General features: G+C 59.0%; 1 pseudogene. It reads left to right on the top strand.

Annotated features, from left to right (window positions below):
- A pseudogene (locus MKD50_RS30455) lies at window positions 1-620 on the top strand (transposase); the annotation flags it as partial.
- Window positions 621-1,001 lie beyond the last annotated feature (381 nt).

Here is a 1,001-nt window from a genome sequence, read left to right as displayed (position 1 = left end):
CTCCAGGGGGGGCTACCGTGTCAAGAACTGGGCGCAGTTCGACAAGGGATTGATACCCCGAGGAGATATCCCGAGGTGGGTGAGGAACTTGCTCGGGCCGCCGGCTAAAGCCCTGTCGCCCTATCGTGGCCACCCGCTCGCCTATACGGATGCGCTGATCCAGGAGCTGATCGCTCTCAAGCAGGGGTTCCCGCTGCCGCTGCGCGTGCTGCAAGGCTTCGAGTAGAGCTTGCGTAGCCTGGCCTTCCCAACGTTGCCAGCGCCGAACTACACGACAATGAGCCGCGCGCAGAATCTGAACGTCGTGCTGCCCGTCTCGCGTACTGGCGAGCCGCCGCATCTGGTGATCGATAGCGCGGGGCTGAAACTTTACGGCGAAGACGAGTGGAAGGTTCGCAAGCACAGTTGCTTCAAGCGACGGACCTGGCGCACGGTCCATCTTGCTATGGACGCCAACACCAGATACGCCGATTGATACCATCGGAGGTGACGGCGCTTACGACAATAAGGCAAGCCACGCCGAAATTGCCGCGCGAGTTGCACAGCCCGCTATTCCACCACGCGATGGAGCGAAGCCTTGGTCTGAAAGTACGTCGGGCGCCGTCTCGCGTTCCGGCGCGGAGGCGTGCGCCGGTAGCTTGTCAGGATGACGGGCCGAACTGTTATGCTTTCACAGTGAGTTGCTGTTTTAGACCGGGAGCAAAATCTGCGGCATTCAAGTAGTGGTTCTCGATGGGACCCGTACGATGTCGTGTGAACAATAGCTTATCGAAGCTTCTCACCCTATTCTCTGCCGAGTTAAACGCTCTGCCGGTCTGATGTGGCGCTTCACCAATTGATCTAGCAGGCTGCTGAAGTACTCATCGCGCTAGCGATGAGTTTTTCCCCGCAAGGCGGGGAGCGCTGTTTTTCACAATCCGGAAGCCGGACGTCACTGCCTCGGCTTTTTCCGCATTTTGGCGCCCATTCCGGCCTCATTAGCGCGATTACTGCAACTGCGA

This window comes from Cupriavidus mimosae, assembly GCF_023952485.1.
Lineage (GTDB): Bacteria > Pseudomonadota > Gammaproteobacteria > Burkholderiales > Burkholderiaceae > Cupriavidus > Cupriavidus taiwanensis_C.
Note: the sequence above shows the minus strand (reverse complement) of the source record. Positions and strands in the feature narration are given on the sequence as shown.